This window comes from Streptomyces sp. NBC_01669, assembly GCF_026339735.1.
Taxonomy (GTDB): domain Bacteria; phylum Actinomycetota; class Actinomycetes; order Streptomycetales; family Streptomycetaceae; genus Streptomyces; species Streptomyces yanii.
Window position 1 is genome coordinate 214999 of sequence record NZ_JAPEQG010000001.1, and the last position, 14778, is coordinate 229776.

The following is a 14778-nucleotide window of genomic DNA, read 5'->3' on the forward strand; positions in this document are numbered from 1 at the left end:
TAGCCGCAGGTGACATCAGACTTATCATTTGGGGACCCTCCCTCCCCGGCTGGTGCCACCCCCAACTCGGAGGATCAAGCCGTGGCGAGGTACGTGATCGCGGTCCCCGGCAGCAAGTGATCGCCGCTGGTCATTCCTCATCGGACGGCTGCTGCCTGGTCCTCCGGACGCGCCACTGCCTGGGGCTGCAACCGAACCGCTCGCTGAACCAGCGCGAGAAAGCGCTTGGTGCGGAGAATCCCAGCAGCCCGGAGATCTCCGTCAACGAGCGGCGTGGGTTCGCCACGAGCTGCTCGGCGAGCTGGGCACGCGTCGCGTTGAGGAGGGAGGAGAACGTCTCACCAGAGGCCGACAGGTGCCGATGGACGGTCCGCCGGTCGACGCCGAGGCTGCATGCGACCTGCTCGATCGAACAGCGACCGGTGGGGAGCAGGACTTCGATCAACTCGCGCACCCGGTCCGCCACGGTCGTGTCCCTCGACACTGCGAGCGACTCGAAATACTGCCGCGCGTACGTCCGGAGCTGCGGATCGGACATCGGGTTGGGAGCGTTGAGATCGCTGGCGTAGAAGACGATCCCATTGAATTCCCGGTCGAATTCCACTGCGGGTCCGAAAACGCGCCGGTGGGTTCCGGTGTCCACTGGGGCGCTGTGCGTGAAGCATACGGACACGGGCTGCCACCGGTTGCCGAGGAAACTACGAAGGATTTGATGGAAAGCGCCCACGGCCAGCTCTATGGCCTGGCGGGCCGCCATGGCCTCACCGAGCTCCAGGCTCACCTTGAGGGTGGCCAGGCCACTCGCGTCGGAGAGCCGGCCGTGCAGCATCTCGTTGTACATGTGCTCATGGCGGACGAGAAGCTCGATCGCGCTGCGGGCGTCGGGCTCCTCGCGTATGACCAAGCTGATGGGGCCGAGGTTGGAGAAGCGACGGCGCTCGGCGAGGAGCAGACCGAAGTCCTCACGATGTGAGGCCGCCGCCGAGAGCTCGAGCAGCTGGGTCACGGCCACGCCGGAGATCCATCTGTCCTGGACCGTGAGGCCGACGGGGTCCAGGCCCACGCGCTTCATCAGCGCCCGCGGGTCGATGCCGAGCGACTGGCTGAGCTCGACGTAGCTGCTCAGCACTGCATTACGGACAAGGGGCTTCATGGGCGCACTCCAGGCTCTGTCCCCAAGTGATAAGTCACGTGTCACGCCAAGTCAAGCGATGACTCAAGTCGTGACCTAGCGTTGCACCACTGCATGGAGCTCAGCGTCTGGATTCGGCGTCCCGGCCGATCGGAAATCCGACGGAGAACACCATGGCAAACAGTCCAACTGTTGACCAGCCCTGGAAAGGGATACGGAATCCCAATGCGGATCAATGGCCTCAGGTGGAATGCCTGCACCCGATCCGCGGGGTTCTTCCACGACGAAAGGAAAGGGGTCGTTCGCACGGTTTCGGGTTCCGAGCCGGCGAAGAGCCGAATGCGACTCCGGCTGGGCGGACGCACGACCCCGGGGAGGCCACCATGACGAACGTGATCAGCGTGCTGCGCCGGTCGTACACCGGGCCGGCCGCGTGGAAAGGCCCGGACCTGGCGGGCTCCGACGAGTGGGTCCTGCGGCTCTCACCGGCACAGATCGACGAGCTCGAGGCCTCCTTGCGCGCGGTGCGTGAGCGAGGCGTTCCACTGTTGAAGTTGAGCGCCGGCGACTTTCCGCTGCCGACCTTGGCCGGGGAGCTGGAGCGCATCGCCGACGTGCTGGAAAACGGACGCGGCTTCGTACTCGTCAAACGCATTCCGGTCGAGCGTTACAGCCAGGCGGGGGCAAGCACCATTTTCTGGGGACTGTGTCAGCACCTGGGTGTCCCGGTGTCACAGAACGCGGCGGGCCACATGCTCGGCCACGTCCGGGACACCGGTCACAGCATCGCCGCCCCCGCAACGCGCGGCTACCAGACCAGGGAGATGCTGCCGTTCCACACCGACGGATCCGATGTCCTCGGACTGTTGTACCTGCGGGCAGCCCGCTCCGGTGGACGTATCTCCGTGGTCAGCTCCGCGGCGGTCTACAACGCGATCCTGGCGCGACGGCCGGATCTGGTCGAAGGCCTGTACCGGACCCATTTCCTCGACCGCCGGGAGGAACACGCCCCTGGTGAGAGCCCGTACTACGCGGTTCCGCTGGCGTCCTGGTCCGGGGGCAAGCTCAGCATGCGCTACAACCGCTGTTACCTAGAGTCCGCTCAGCGCTTTCCTGACGTGTCGCGCCTGGAGCGGGCGGATATGGAGCTGTTCGACCTCATCGACGAACTGGCAGTTTCTCCAGAGCTCCGACTTGACGTCGACTTCGAGGTCGGCGACCTGCTGCTGCTCAACAACCACGCGCTTCTGCATTCCCGTACGGAATATGAGGACTTCGACGAACCCGAGCAGAAGCGCCACGTTCTGCGGCTGTGGCTGACCCTGCAGCAGGGGCGAGAACTGCCACCGGACTTCTGGGGAGACATGCACAGCAGTGACTGCGGTCCCGGTCGCGGCGGTATCACCCCCCGCGACATGATCGCGACACACAACTCCGCATCCCTCGGCGGCTCTTTCCGCCACCGGTGACTGCCACCAGCTCAGATCAAAGGGGAAACCGCATGGACAACCTCGCCACTCTGCTGGCGGAATCCGCCTGGGCCGAGGGCAACCGGGTCGCCATCCGCCAGGACGAAATCGTCCTGACATATGCCGAACTGAACGACACCAGCGCCCGGGTCGCCTCACTGTTGCAGGCCAAGGGCGTCCGGGCGGGCGACCGCGTCGCGTTGGTCATGCCCAACGTCACCTACTTCCCGATCGCGTATTACGGCATCCTCCGCGCAGGCGCCGTAGTAGTGCCGATGAATCCGCTGTTGAAAGCGCGTGAAATAGCCTTCACCCTCCGGGATTCCGGCTCCCGGATCGTGTTGGCGTTCCCGCTGTGCGCGGACGCGGTCGCGAAGGCCGCAGCAGAGGTCGGGGTCGACTGCCTGGTCACGGACCCAATGACCTTCGACACTCTGGTACGGGCAACCGAACCGATGCCCGAGGCAGTCGACCGGGCGGAGAACGACACTGCTGTGATCCTCTATACCTCGGGCACGACGGGGACCCCGAAGGGCGCCGAGCTGACTCACCGCAACCTGATGACCAACGCGGCCTCCGCTGCCGAGACACTCCTCCACCTCGGGCCGAGCGACGTACTGTTCGGGGGCCTGCCGCTGTTCCACGCCTTCGGCCAGACCTGCGCCCTGAACGCTGCCGTCGCTGCGGCCGCCACCCTGACCATGCTGCCGCGGTTCGAGCCGGCCAAGGCGCTGGAGATCATGCACCGGGACGGGGTCACCGTCTTCCTGGGCGTCCCCACGATGTTCAATGCCCTGCTCCACGCCGGGATCCCCGACAGCTACGACCTCTCGAGGCTGCATCTGGCCGTCTCCGGTGGAGCTTCCCTGCCGGTCGAGGTGCTGCACACCTTCGAGCGGGAATTCGACGTCACCGTTCTGGAGGGATACGGACTCTCGGAGACGTCACCGGTCGCCGCGTTCAACCCCCCGGACCGACCACGCAAGGCCGGTTCAATCGGCGTGCCGATCCGCGGAGTCGAACTCAAACTCGTCGCGGACGGCGGCACCACGGTAGGCCCGGGCGAAGTCGGTGAGATCGCGATCCGCGGCGAGAACGTGATGAAGGGCTACTGGAGCCGCCCGGATGCGACTGCGGAAGCCATCCGGGACGGCTGGTTCCACAGCGGTGATCTCGCCCGTGTCGACGAGGACGGCTACTACTTCATCGTCGACCGGAAGAAGGACCTCATCATCCGCGGCGGCTACAACGTCTACCCGCGCGAGATCGAGGAGGTGCTCTACGAACACCCGGCAGTAGCCGAAGCGGCCGTCGTCGGCGTCCCGCACGAGATCCACGGGGAGGAGGTGGCCGCCGTAGTGACCCTCCGGCCCGGTGCGCAGACCACGGCCGACCAGGTGCGCGACTACGTCAAACAGCGAGTGGCTGCCTACAAATACCCGCGGATCGTCACCTTCGCCGACACACTGCCCAAGGGCGCAACCGGCAAGATCCTCAAGCGTGAGATCGTCGTCACGCAGCAGGCGCCCGAGGACTGAACTGATCCGGTTTCCATGTCCGTTCTGAACTCGGCCCGATCATGATGAGCCGACCATCTCCGGTGCTCCAGGGCCTCGTTGAGCATCGCGCGTTCGAGTATCACGCGGTAACGGACGCCGCGCACAGAAGGACGTTACTGATTTCGGCAGCACGGGGTCCCGGCGAGGTATTTGATTGCCAGTACAAGGGGGGTGCCCCCTGGCGCGAGGGCGTGCCTTGCGCCAGGGGTGCGGTCGGAAGAGGTCTGCCGTCAGCGCACGGCGTAGGCCCTGATCAGGGTCTGCTCGATCTTGCTGCCGTTGGTGTCCTGTGCCGTGACGCGCAGGGACATGTAGCCCTTTGCCGGGTTGCGGACGGACACCTTGTAGTGGCCGTCGCTCTTGGTCTTCACCGTCTCGGGGCTCCAGGTGGCACCGTCGTCGGTGGACATCTCCACCTCGACCCCGTCGATGTCGGGGGTGGCGCCGGTCTGGAGCGCGAACGCCAGGTCGAAGTCGTACGTGTTGCCGCCCGGGGTGGTGCTATCCGCATCCAGGGCCAGGCCGTACTTCGGCCAGAGCATCGCCAGGTTCTCCTTGCCGCTCGCCGGCCGGACTTGGACGTCCACTCAGTGCTGGTCGCTGTGGACAGCGGGAACCACACCGGGCGCGAAGTGTCCAGGGTGACCCGGTCCCCGGCAAGCTGTCCGCTTGTCGGGTCTGCGGCGGTCTGCATCTGGACCGAGCGTGCCCTGATGATCACGGGTGGGAACAGCAGGTAGCCGGCCGGGCGGGCCGCCTGTTGCGGGAGACCGCCCGGCCGGACCATGTGGTTACCGAACGTCGTGGGCGCGGGTGATGGTCTGGGTGACCGCGTTGCCGTTGGCGTCGGTGAGGGTGGCCTTCATCATGACCTGCTTGCCGGAGGCGCCGGTGTGGTCGAGGACTGCCGTCCACTTGCCGTCCCGCTGCTCGGTCGGCGCCTGGGTCCAGGTGGTGCCGCCGTCGTAGGAGTAGGACAGCGAGGCCGCCGTGATCACGCCCGGGGTGTACCCGGCGTGGCCCTCGACCGACAGGCCGACCTTGATGCCGCTCTGCGCGGGCAGGGTGTTCAGGCCGTCCGCCGGCACGTCGTACGCCGGGAAGAGGATCGGCAGGCCGCGCGAGTAGACGTCCGGCTCCAGGTGGGAGCGGAAGCTCCAGGTGGTTTTGACAGCGCTGGAGCGCAGCCAGTTCCGGTCCGAGGTGTCGATCTTCTCCAGGTTCTGGGTGAGCTCGTACGCGGAGTCCTCAGCCGGAACCTTGAACACGTCGTACGGGTAGGCGCTGGTGGCGATCTGCTCACCGTTGCGCTTCAGCACCAGGTTGCCGAGGTCGCCGAACGATCCGCCGTAGGACCAGTGGTCGCCGGAACCGTCGAGCCAGAGCGCGTTCTGGAATCCGATCAGGTCGCCCTGTCGCTCGGCGGTCAGCATCAGCTTGCCGTCGGCGTCGCGCGGCGCGGCCGGCCGCAGGGGGCCGCCGTACCACTCCTCGGCACGCCGCTCTCCGGCCCGGTAGGTGCGCTCTTGGTCGTTCATGAACGCGGCAAACGGGAAGCTGGTCATCGCGCCGTGGTACCAGGCGTCGTCGCCGGTCGTGTAGTAGGCGGTGCGGGTACCGGGCACGTGGACGGAGCCGAACGGGCTCACGGGGACGTAGTTGCCGCTGCTACCGGTGGGGCGGATGAACATCGCGTCGATGTAGTTGGCCTCCTTGCCCATGGCGTTCCACGTTTCGGTGACCTGGGCCAGCTTGGAGTCCTCGGGCTTGTAGACCTGGTCGGACTGCAGCGGACCCTGGGTCGGGAACGACAGGTTGTAGACGTAGGGCGAGCCGTCCTCGGAGCCGGTCGTGCGCCAGGTGGGCCGGAACTCGAAGGTGCCGTTCTCGGCGCGTCCGTCGACGTCTGCGTAGAACTTCTGGACGGTGTTGCCGGCCATGAGCGATCCGGATATCTGCCAGGTGTCGTCCCACGTGCGGGCGTAGCTGAACGTGGTGTTGTTCACCGTCGAGGGGCGGTCGGTGTGCAGGCTCAGCTGGTGGGCCTTGCGGGCGTCGAGGACGACAGTGGTGTCATGGGTGATCCGCAGCTGCGGGTTCCCGAGGTAACTGATCGATTCGGGCTTGTTGTTCGCGTCGTAGCTCGCCACGAAGCTGCTGAGGGAATAGTCGCCCGGGCGCACGCTGTACGTCTGGGCGGTCGCACCCGCGTTGCTGCGGCGCTCGCCCTTGTCGGTGTCGAGGCTGACCAGGTCCAGGGAGGAGGGGCCGGTCGCGGGCTTGCCATTACGGTCGATGACCTTGACCCGGAGGGTGACCGTCTCCGGCTGGACGTAGAGCGTGACGGGCACGGAGACGTGCGCATCGCCGCCGGTGGCCAGGATCCGGCCGGTGACAGCGCCGTACTGGCCGGCCTTGAGGCGGGCGGTGGGGTCGATCCGCAGCGGCACCTGGGCGGTGGCCCCCGCGGGGACGGTCACCTTGCCCTGTTCCAGCTTGATGATGCCGGAGTTGGCGTCGCTGCCGTCGTTGCCGTGCACACCGCTGAGCTTCAGGCTCAGGGTGATGTCACTGCTGCTGGTGTTGGTGAAGGGCACCTGCACGGTGGTACGGTCCGAGGCGTCCTGCGGCCAGTTGTAGCTGCCGGCCTGGACAGCGGGCGCGGAAAGCACCTTCTGGTTCACCGCACCGAACACGTCGAGGACCCCGCCGCCGGTCTGGTCGGCGCCGGCGACCTTGCCGCCGGTGCGGGCGGAGGAGACCAGGGCGGCCTTGATCTGCTGCGCGGTCCAGTCCGGGTGGGCCTGGCGGACGACGGCCGCGGCGCCCGCGACATGCGGGGTGGCCATGGAGGTGCCGGACATCGTCTGATAGGCGTAGATGCCACGGCCGCCCGCGTTGGCCGCCGAGATACCGACGCCGGGGGCGGCGATCTCGGGCTTGAGGGTGTGCGTGACGGCCACGGGGCCGCGGCTGGAGAACCACGCAGTGGTGTCATCTCGATCGACGGCACCGACGGTCAGCACGCTGGGCACGCACCCGGGCGAGGAGACGGTCTCGGTGCTCGAGCCGGAGTTGCCGGCGGCGACGACGAACAGGGTGTGCTTGTTCTGCGAGAGCTGCTTCGTGGCCTGGGCCATCGGGTCGGTGCAGTCGCCGATCGTGGGGTTGCCCAGGCTCATGGAGACGACGTCGGCCTGCTGGTCGACGGCCCACTGCATACCCGCGATGATCCAGGAGTCCAGGCCGTAGCCTTGGTCGTTGAGGACCTTGCCGATGAGCAGGGAAGTACCGGGGGCGACGCCCTTCTTGCGGCCGTCACTGGCCGCTCCGGACCCGCCGACCGTGGAGGCGGTGTGGGTGCCGTGGCCCACCCGGTCGTCGGTGGTCTTGGAGTCCGTGAAGTTCTTGGACGCGGCGACCCGGCTCACCAGGTCCGGGTGCTCGGCGTCCACGCCCGTGTCCAGCACGGCGACTTTGGTGCGCTTGCCGTCGTAGCCGGCTTCCCAGGCCTCCGGCGCGTGCACTTGCGCGGTGGACCGGTCCAGCGTGGCCTCGACCCTGCCGTCCAGCCACAGCTTCTTCAGCGTGGAGGCAGAACGTGAACGGGTGTTGGTGATGTCCTGCCAGAAGGTGGCAGCAGTGTCCTTGCCTGCCTTGAGCGCGACACCGTCCACAGCCGGGAGGCTCAGGCCCCGCTCGGACCCGCGAGGGGCCGCGGGCGCGCTCTCGGCAACGTTCACACTGTTCCGGTAGGTGGCGATAAGCGGCAGGGTGTCGGTGTGTGTGTCGTCGTATCCCTGGCGGATGAGCCCAGTGACGTTGAACAGCTGCTCGTCGACCTTGCCCTCGGCGATCGCCTGGGAGGCGTCCTCGGGGTAGACGTAGAGGTCCTTGCCCATCTGATAGGTCTGGACTATCGGCTGTGTGCCGTCCTCGCGGGGGAGCACGGCCGCAGAGCTGTGGCCCGACGTGTCCGTGGTCACCAGCACCTTGTCGCCGGTGACGAGCGTGACCGTCGCCTGCTTGCCGCCCGTTGCTGTGGTCCCGCTGCCGATGATGGGTCTCTTCCCCGAGGCACCGTCAGGCGGCGTATCCGCCGCCCCGGAAGGCGCGACTGCGGTGACGGCCAGGGCGGCGGCGGTGGCCGCGCCCAAGGCTATACGTGTTATGGGGCGCATGAATCTCCCTACTTGACGCCGTGAACATGCCATGCTGCGGCTGCAGCCTGGCAGACATGCGGATTGCGTAGGGATGCCGCGCGTGACGGGTTTCCCGCGTGTCGGTTTTCCGTCACGCGGTCACACTTATTGGTTCGTCAGTTCGGTGGGGACTTCGGGCCTGGCAGGCGGGGGTATGCCCCGCCGGGCCGACGCTCGCCCAGATGATCTCGCCGAAGGGGGCGCACGGGCACATTCCCGCACTCCTGACCAGCAGCAGGCTCCAGCCTCCCTCGAGCTCTCTCCCCCCACGCCGATTCCCCAGGATCCGGGCGGGCTCAGATCCACCGTCGAGGAACGGGACCGGCAGCTCATGAGCGAGCTGCGGATCGGACCACACCTGGGCTGTGTCCGTCAGGAGGCCGAGGTTGCGGGCAAAGGCTCCGGTCACCAGGTCGGCAGGCAGTTCCCGGAACAAAGGCTCCGCACTTCGTCTCCGGGAGCTACTGCAGACACGGCAGGTCCTCGACGAGCAGCTCCTCGGCCGGATTGAGGTCGCCGAGGCAGATCGATCCCGGTCGGGGGTGGCCTGCTCGCCCACACCCTGCACACCGTCGAGATCACCGCTGACCGGCCGCCGGCGTCGTCAGCCACCGGACCGCCAGGGGAATCAGCTTCACCGGCGGGCTCGCCATCGTCCTGTCCCCCACGACAACCCGGGCTTCCGGCCCGGTCTGCGCGTGTGTTCGTTCAGCCTCTGCGCCGGATTCAGCTTCTCGGTTCTGTACACGGTCGAAGCCGCGGCCGCGCCGCCGACCGGACGAGCTCCGTCGGATACATCGCCGGCCTGATCGCCGGTTTCGTCATCGTGGCCGTCGCCATCGCAACGCCGTTCCTCATCCCCGAGCAGCCGAGACCCGATGGGGATTCGGTCAGGTACCTGTCGACGTGGGTGCGCGCGCCGCCGCGCCGGTAGACACCTCCAGCCCGGCTCACGGCCACGCCGGCGGTGAAGCAGGAACCCACCAGGAGTTGGCGGCCACCCTCGCACGGTGACCACCAACAGACGGAGACTCCTCGGCCCTCAGGCCGAGGAGGAAGAGGTCAGAGCCAGCCCGCACGTGCGGCGTGCCACCCGAGTTGCAGGCGCGAATCCGCTCCGGCAAGGTCCATCAGACGGCGTGTCCGTCGCTCCACGGTGCGTATGGAGAGGCCAAGTTGGGAGGCCGCCCGCCGGTCGGAGATCCCTGCGAGCAGCAGGGCGAGGACCTCCAGTTCCCCCTCGGTTGGCTGCTGATCGGCTGGAGCCTCCGCACGCACACCCGTGGTGGTGTTGTACAGCGGCCGGGCCTGGGCCCATTCCTTCTCGAAGAGATGGACCAGGGCCGTCAGCAGGCCACTGCGATGCACCACGATGGCGCTCGGCTCGCCCCCGGAGTCCGCCATGTCCAGTGGCACCATGGCACGCTCCCGGTCCGACACGACCATCTTCAGCGGCAACGAGTCGACCAGGCGGAGCTCGAGTCCCGCCATGATGGCCGCCCTCACGTCCCGCGCTACCTCGTGACCATCGAGATAGTCCTTGGCGGCCACGACCCGGAAATCGACTCCGCGGTCCAGCGCGGAACTCTCCGACATGTCGGCTTCCTCGCGCGGCACCGCGATGGGCGCGCCGACGAGGAAGACGAGCAACTCCCGCTGGGCGCCGCGCTGCAGTTGGTGGAACCGGTGTGCGACCTGCTCCACGCCGACGACCACCTCCACGACGCTGCCCGCAGGGTGTGCAGCGGTACTGCGGTACTGCTCGGTCAGCATCGAGAACGCGGTCTCGGCCCGGTGCAGCGCGTTGCGCTGCTCGACGAGGAGCGGGGCCAGGGCCACCGAGGGTGGTGTGAGCCGGTAGCGGGCGGGCTGGCGGCCGGCCCCGCAGTCAGCTGAGTCAGGTGCCCCGCTCCCGGCCTCGGTGGCGACCGCCACCAGGCCACGTGTCGCCAGGTCAAGCAGGATGCGGGTGGTCTCGGCCTTGTCGAGTCCGGTCTGCCGGGCGAGGTCCTGCGCAGAGGCTGTCGGGCGGGCCAGCAGTGCCGTGTAGATGGCCTCTTCGGCCGGGCCCAATCCCAGTGCCTGCAGCATCCAAGCTCCTCCTCGGGCGGCCATCGCGTCCGGCCCTGGTGCAGGTTGTGTGGCCCGAGCGCATTCTTCTCAGCCGAACCCTATCCCGCTGTCAGGACGTCGTCATTGACTGTCTACCCGTCCTGCACCCCACCCTGGGACGCCCCGGACGCGGCCTCCCAGGTGGGAAGCAACGGAGGATCCAACGCCTCGCACCGATGGCCGGTGAAGCGGGAATGAGTATGGTCGACCTGGCACTCGCCTGGGTCCTGTGCCGCAGCGGAGTCCCCTCCGCGATCGAAGTATTCCGCAACCACAACTGCCCTTGCCGTTCGCGCTCGCCGGCTCGGGGCGCTCCACTTGGAGCAGCGGCGGGCGGAATGCAGGCGCGCCGCGACAGCCTCCTGAAGACGAATCAGTTCGTGCATCCGCTGCAGAAGCGCCAGGATCTGAAGATCGCATGCTCCGCGGAGAGCGCGCACCGGCATCCGGTAGCGGAGCTCCTTCGGCTCGGCAGAGCCCAACTCGTCGGCCAACAACAGGGTCTGGGCCCAGGCGACCGGATCGACGGCGGTCAGGGACAGCCCCAGCCAGGCGGTGTTGAGCGTAAACGGCGGGAGGGGAAGCGGACGAAACCGGTGGCCTTGCCGCTGCGGGTGCGGTCCTCGACGCGGGCATGTGCCCGGTGGCGGACCTGCAGATGCTGCAGGCAGCCTTCGCCGTGAAGGGTGTCGGTGAGGAAGACCTGATGCCGCATGCCCTCGTCCAGATCGAACAAGGACAGCTGGGCACCGAGGTAAGGGCGCCCGCGCCGGACGATGATCCGGATGCTGTCTTCAGCGCCGGGGTCGAAGCACCATGTGATCACCGACGCGCCCGGCACCCTGCTGGCGATCAGCCTGACCGGCGGCAACGGCCGGACTCGTACCGACCGCGAAACCGCCTCAGCCGGCTGCGCATCCGAGATCGGCCAACAACCTTCCGCCATACGAAAGATCAAACAGCGGCTCGCGGTCCTGGTCGTCCGCCTCTTCCACCTCACCACAGCGGTCAGCAGCCTGGTTCTCGCGCCCAGGGACACGTTGGCTTCAGTGCCCTTCGACGTCCGCGGGGTCCGCCATCCACACCGATCCACGACCGGCATTCACCCATCGAGCGGCTCATAGTCGAACCAGTCGAAGTGGACGGTACCGGCTGAGGCGTACATTCCGATGACCCGGCCGGTGAAACCGCCGGCGACCTCCGTGGACAGGTACCGTCCATCGAGCGTCGTGAGCTCGACAAACGTGCCGTCCGGTTCCTCGATGCCGATGGAGAGGGTGTCCGGGCCGGTACGCGCGTCGCCTACGGCCTGCGTAACGGCCACCTCGATTCTGAGGACCAGAGGCCCGGCGGGTGTCTGTTGAGACGCCACCACTGTGTGCAGGGGGCCGATGCGGGCGAGCACCCGTACCTCGCCGAACGCCGCCTCGATGTCGTAGTGGTGCTGCTCGTCGAGGCGGACGGCCAGGCCACCGCGTCCTTCCGCCGGGTCGACCAGGGCGCGTATCCGGCAGGACAGGTGTTGTTGGCGCCGGCCGACGAACGTCACATCGAGATCGTCGAGTGAGCTCCCACGGGCGTGCAGCGTCAGCCAGCCTGCCCGTTCCTTCGTGGTGCAGTTCTCCGCAGGGCGCTGGCGCGGCGAGACCCAGCACGGGGCCAGCTCACTGAGGTCGAAGTCGTCCCGGACCGGCGCGACGGCGCCCGGCTGAAGCGGCCACGGGGGCGCGGGCATCACGGGCGACAGGTCGCCGACGACCGGCCAGCCGTCGACCCAGCTCACCGCCGCCAGGAACGTCTCGCGGCCGAGTACGTGCCAGCCTGGGGTGCCACCGCGCGGTCGCACCCCGAGCAGCACCATCCACCACGAACCGTCGGGTGCCTGCACCAGATCCGCGTGACCAGTGTTCTGAATGGGGTAATCGGTCCCGCGGTGCGTCAGAATCGGGTTGGCCGGGCACGGTTCGAACGGGCCGGTAGGTGTGCGGCCACGAGCGATCGAAACACCATGGCCTCGCTCGGTGCCGCCTTCGGCGATGAGCAAGTACCAGTAGTCGTCGATCCGGTACAGATGCGGCGCTTCAGGAGCTTTGGCATCGTCGGTGCCGGACCAGAGTCGGCGCGGTGGACCGAACGATTCCCCGGTGTGCGGATCGATGCGAATCTGTCCGACTCCGGCATAGGTGCACCAGCAGTTACCGTCGTCGTCCCAGGCGAGATCGGGGTCGATGCCCGGTACCCCGGGCACCCGGATCGGGTCGGACCAGGGGCCGGCCGGATCGGTGGCGGTGAACAGCAGGTTGCCGCCGTCGTGCACGTTCGTAGTGATCAGCCAGAAACGGCCGTCGTGATGGCGCAGTGTGGGCGCGTAGATCCCGCCGGAGGATGCGGCGTCAGGCGATAGACGCAGTTGGTCAGGCCGTTCCAAGGCGTTACCGATCTGAGTCCAGTGGACCAGGTCCCGGCTGTGGAATATGGGCACGCCGGGGAAGTACTCGAAGCTGGAGCACGCGAGGTAGTAGTCCGCGCCCACCCGGCAAATGCTCGGATCGGGGTGGAACCCGGGGACCACGGGGTTGCTGATGGTGTTACTCGTCTGGGGCGTGCTAGACACTCTCATCGAGTCCTTTCATCGGTGTGACCACACTGTGCCGGCGTCAACAAGCGGCCGTGCTCAACGGCCGCGATGAGGTAATTCTGGACGAGGCGCTGGTCTCGGCCCCGAAACTGGAGCCCAAGTTTCCTTGGTTGCCGCCAAATGCACGCCGGCAGCGTCGAGGATCTGCAGCGTGGGCGGTTCCGGCTGGACGTCGTAAGCGTGTCTCGCGGCCGGTGTCTCCACAGGCCGTTTCCTCAGCGTGCTGGTCCCGGCAACCGTGACGCTCTGACCGCCGACCTGTCCGACCTGCCGACCGCCGGCGGCCACGCCGTGGCCGCGCAGCTCTCCTTTCCGCCGTTGCTGCCCGAGAGCGCCCACGTCACCCGTACTCCGCGGGTGTTGCCCACTGTGATCAGCCTGTAGGAGCACCGCTCCCCCGGCGACGACGTGCTGACCGTCGAGGACCTGACGGTGGCCTGCGAGGGGCGCCACATGTACCTGGCCGTCCCCGAGCGCCGCCGCTGCGCCGAGGCCGCGCGGATGCACGCGCTGAATCTCCGCATCCGCACGCCGCCGCTGGTGCGTTTCCTCGCCGAGCTGCCCCTCGCCCAGTGTGCGCAGGTCACCGTGTTCGACTGGGGCGCCGCGGCAACGATGCCGTTCCTGTCGCGCCTGCGGTACGGGCGCACGGTGCTCGCCCCGACACGCTGGAGGATGGAAGCTTCCGAGCTGCCCAGCCGCGCCCCTCAACAGGCGGCGTAGGACGCCGAGTTCGCCTCTTGACGAGGGCGCCGCCGCCTGCCGCAGCGGGTATGCCTCGTTGAGGCTGACCGGCGCCTGGTCCTCAACGTCGATGAGGCCGGCCACCGGGCGCTGCTGCGCAAGCACCTCGACCGCGCGGGCCCGGCGGAGCTCACCGAGGCCGCCGCGCCGGAAGCATCCGGCTGGTGTGACGGCCGCGCGCACGAGGTCGTTGTGCCGCTCAAAGCCACCCGGCCCCCGGCCTGGCCACCCCTGCCCCACCCGACCCCTGCCCGGATCCTCTCCCGGCAACAGATGCAGGCCTCGGCAGTCTCGTCGGTGCTCCTGGCCACCCTCTACGGGGACCTCCGACGCCAGGACACCGTGCTCTCTCAGCACATGCCGGACCTGCTCGAACGGCTCGACCGACCGCCGTGGTCGTTCGTACGCTTCCGCGACCCCGATCAGCACCTGCGCCTCCGCATCGCCCTCCCGAACCCCTCGGCGTTCGCCGACACGGCCCGCACGGTGAGCACGTGGGCCGACGAACTACGCGACACAGGGCTGCTGGCAGACTTCCACTACCCTAAAAGCTTTCGGGAGATGGGGCGCTGGTGCGGCCGACTCGGGTGAGGTCGGTGGAGCGGGTGCCGACGGACCGAAAGTCGGCGTACAGGTGCAACTTGGCGTTGACGGTCCCGTTTGTCAGCCTCCGCGCCGGTGCGTTGGCCGGCTGGGCAGGTGCGGGTGCGCGGTCGAGGACGGCCTGGGGGCTGTGGTCGTGATGGGCCGCCGCGAGCGCTTCGAGGTCCACACCATCTGCCCGACGCCGGTCCGGCGAGGGCCTCGGGCTGCGACGATGCCGCGTACGAGCAGCAGTCCTTTGTCGAACGATATGTGCGCGCAGGACTCGTGGGAGCCCTCGAAGAAGGGAAGTCGACCAGTCCTTCGAAGGTGCCGGAGG

Annotated in this window: 8 protein-coding genes and 2 pseudogenes; 4 read left to right on the forward strand and 6 right to left on the reverse strand. The window is 67.9% G+C overall.

Annotated features, from left to right (window positions below; all coding sequences use genetic code 11):
• Positions 1-130 precede the first annotated feature (130 nt).
• Positions 131-1153, reverse strand: coding sequence for an AraC family transcriptional regulator (locus tag OG972_RS01030; protein WP_266977804.1), 1023 nt, complete (start codon positions 1151-1153; stop codon positions 131-133).
• Positions 1154-1305: 152 nt separating this feature from the next.
• On the opposite strand from OG972_RS01030, the gene OG972_RS01035 reads away from it, so the two are divergent.
• Positions 1306-2601, forward strand: a complete 1296-nt coding sequence (locus OG972_RS01035) for a TauD/TfdA family dioxygenase (RefSeq protein ID WP_266977805.1) — start codon at positions 1306-1308, stop codon at positions 2599-2601.
• 32 nt (positions 2602-2633) lie between these two features.
• Complete coding sequence (locus tag OG972_RS01040; protein WP_266977806.1) at positions 2634-4139, forward strand: long-chain fatty acid--CoA ligase; 1506 nt, start codon at positions 2634-2636, stop codon at positions 4137-4139.
• Between the two features lie 251 nt (positions 4140-4390).
• Here the strand turns inward: OG972_RS01040 and OG972_RS01045 are convergent, their stop codons facing one another.
• The 5 genes and pseudogenes from OG972_RS01045 to OG972_RS01065 all read right to left on the reverse strand — a co-directional run bounded on the left by OG972_RS01045 (position 4391) and on the right by OG972_RS01065 (position 13094).
• On the reverse strand, positions 4391-4747 hold the full coding sequence (locus tag OG972_RS01045) for a hypothetical protein (RefSeq protein WP_266977807.1): 357 nt from the start codon (positions 4745-4747) through the stop codon (positions 4391-4393).
• Between the two features lie 204 nt (positions 4748-4951).
• Entirely contained in the window at positions 4952-8341 is a 3390-nt protein-coding gene (locus tag OG972_RS01050) for a S8 family serine peptidase (RefSeq protein WP_266977808.1), read from the reverse strand.
• A gap of 1083 nt (positions 8342-9424) precedes the next feature.
• The gene (locus OG972_RS01055; protein WP_266977809.1) at positions 9425-10453 is read right to left on the reverse strand and encodes a helix-turn-helix domain-containing protein; all 1029 of its coding nucleotides are present in this window, start codon (positions 10451-10453) and stop codon (positions 9425-9427) included.
• Positions 10454-10917: 464 nt separating this feature from the next.
• A pseudogene (locus OG972_RS01060) lies at positions 10918-11258 on the reverse strand (IS1380 family transposase); the annotation flags it as partial.
• Between the two features lie 318 nt (positions 11259-11576).
• Positions 11577-13094, reverse strand: coding sequence for a glycoside hydrolase family 43 protein (locus OG972_RS01065; RefSeq protein ID WP_266977810.1), 1518 nt, complete (start codon positions 13092-13094; stop codon positions 11577-11579).
• Positions 13095-13232: 138 nt separating this feature from the next.
• Here OG972_RS01065 and OG972_RS01070 point away from each other — a divergent pair.
• Both OG972_RS01070 and OG972_RS01075 read left to right on the forward strand, forming a co-directional pair.
• Positions 13233-13835, forward strand: a pseudogene (locus tag OG972_RS01070) (lantibiotic dehydratase).
• 294 nt (positions 13836-14129) lie between these two features.
• A complete protein-coding gene (locus OG972_RS01075) occupies positions 14130-14447 on the forward strand; it encodes a thiopeptide-type bacteriocin biosynthesis protein (protein ID WP_266977811.1) in 318 nt (105 codons plus the stop codon).
• Positions 14448-14778 lie beyond the last annotated feature (331 nt).